Origin of the sequence: Piscirickettsia salmonis LF-89 = ATCC VR-1361, from assembly GCF_000297215.2 — a bacterium.
In the GTDB taxonomy this organism is placed as follows: domain Bacteria; phylum Pseudomonadota; class Gammaproteobacteria; order Piscirickettsiales; family Piscirickettsiaceae; genus Piscirickettsia; species Piscirickettsia salmonis.
Window position 1 is genome coordinate 1 of sequence record NZ_AMFF02000012.1, and the last position, 1,969, is coordinate 1,969.

The 1,969-nt window shown below is 34.5% G+C and carries 2 protein-coding genes and 1 pseudogene; all 3 read left to right on the forward strand.

The window, feature by feature from the left end; genetic code table 11:
* Positions 1–481: 481 nt before the first annotated feature.
* A complete protein-coding gene (locus tag C200_RS14385) occupies positions 482–937 on the forward strand; it encodes a CNNM domain-containing protein (protein ID WP_016212310.1) in 456 nt (151 codons plus the stop codon).
* Between the two features lie 29 nt (positions 938–966).
* Positions 967–1,497 carry a CBS domain-containing protein gene (locus C200_RS14390; protein WP_016212306.1) on the forward strand — a complete coding sequence of 177 codons (531 nt, stop codon included), beginning with the start codon at positions 967–969 and terminating at the stop codon, positions 1,495–1,497.
* 35 nt (positions 1,498–1,532) lie between these two features.
* Positions 1,533–1,931: pseudogene (locus C200_RS01060) on the forward strand (transposase); the annotation flags it as partial.
* Between the last annotated feature and the right edge of the window lie 38 nt (positions 1,932–1,969).

Consider the following 1,969-nt stretch of genomic DNA (forward strand, 5'->3'; position numbering starts at 1 on the left):
GTAGCGACGCTTACGTTTTTAATTTTGATTCTGAATTTTTAAGAGCTGTTTAGTCATTAGTGATTTAAACAGCTTCTAATAGAGCGGATAAAATTGCTGCTTAAGATAAATTATAATTTCTAGGCATTATCTGTGTGGATTTTATTTTTGGTGTGATTTTGGTTGTTTTATTTTTAGTTTTTAAAATATAGTTGTCAAAAATTGAAAATAATTATGTAGATGTTTTATAACTTGATCAGTTGAAGGAGGGCGTTTTAATAAACTTGAAAAATTAATTAATGTTTAAAATAAGTTCATTTTTCATTTATTATTTTATTATTAAATTTAAATTATTTTTCCTTATCTTTTTTATTAAAGGAAAACGATTTGCGTTATTAATATTTATGTGGGATTTTTTATGAAAAATGGATTTAGAAGAGGTTTTCTAGATTATTTGTTGCTAAACTTTAATTAGATAAATTAATGCTATGTTGATTTTTATATGGCTTTATTAATTGGTTTTTTGATTTTTTCATTGTTAACTTCATTTGTCTGCTCGGTTTTGGAAGCTGTATTGCTTAGTGTGACTTTGCCGCATATTGCTTTGCTTAAAAATAAAAAAGCAGGGAAAATATTAGCGGGATTTAAGTCTGATTTAAATAAGCCATTAACTGCTGTGCTGACATTAAACACAGTTGGCCATACTGTTGGAGCCGTTGGTGTGGGTACTCAGGTGACTGTGTTGTATGGAGACCATTATTTAGGTGTTTCTTCAGTTGTTTTAACGATATTAGTCTTGTTTTTGTCTGAAATTATTCCAAAAACGATTGGTGCGAATTATTGGGATAAACTATCGGGAGTGACCGCTTATCTTTTAAGGTATTTAACCTGGTTGATGATGCCAGTTATTTTTATTTCAGAGAAAATAACTTCAGGTTTGACAAAAAAAATGAGCTAACTGGCTTTGGTAAAGATGAGCTATTGGCAATGACGGAATTAAACAAAGAAAAAGGCATTATCACTGGAGATGAAAATCTAATTGTGAAAAACTTATTGCGCTTGCAAGATCGACTAGTGCGAGAAGTAATGACGCCGCGTACTGTGGTATTTTCTTTGCCAAATACGATGACAGTTGAAATGTTTTTTCATAAACATAATCAAACTGCATTTTCTAGAATCCTCATTCATGAGGAAGAGCAAGATAATATCATTGATTTTGTCATACGAGAGGACTTATTGTTGGCAGCAGCGCGTAGTAATTATCACAATCAATTGTCTTATTACTTACGTGAGCTTCCCTTTACCCTGGATAAATTTTCTATTGCTAAAGTCTTTAATGATATGCTCGATCAGCGCTTACAGATTATGTTGGTTATCGATGAATATGGCACTATGCAGGGGTTGGTTACTTTAGAAGATATTATTGAAGAGCTTTTGGGGCGGGAAATTATCGATGAGCATCGCCCTCCGTCATCTGAAGTGCAACACTCAGTAGAGAGTTCATATTCATACAGATAAACTCTCTAGTTCGCCTTTTGACTTAGAGGGTAGAGATGGTTTATCGGCACTTAAATGAAAAAGATCGTTTTTATATCGAACAACGGTTATCAGAGGGAGACTCGCTCAGATCAATTGCTAGAGCACTTGGCTTTTCTCCTGGCACGATTAGCCGTGAGATTAAACGGCACACCCCAATCGATTTTAAAGGTCTTTATTGTCACCGGCTTACTTCTCGCTGTGCACAAGAAAAACGAGCTAACGCTAAGCAAGGTCAAGCTTTTCGACAAATTTCAGAGGAGGCAAAAATGTTGATCCATCAACGGTTAAGCACCCATACATCCCCCGATGTTATCAGTCAGGAACTTATACGAGAGCATGATATCCAGGTGAGTGAAAGCACGATTTACCGTTATATTTATGATGATAGAGAGCAGGGCGGAGAGCTTTACAAAAAATTTAGATTTGAGTAGGGTGTAGCGAATCAACGGAA

Excerpts from the sequence above, each read along its gene's own strand:
- C200_RS14385 (WP_016212310.1), top strand. The coding sequence starts at position 482 with ATGGCTTTATTAATTGGTTTTTTGATTTTTTCATTGTTAACTTCATTT.
- C200_RS14390 (WP_016212306.1), top strand. The coding sequence starts at position 967 with ATGACGGAATTAAACAAAGAAAAAGGCATTATCACTGGAGATGAAAAT.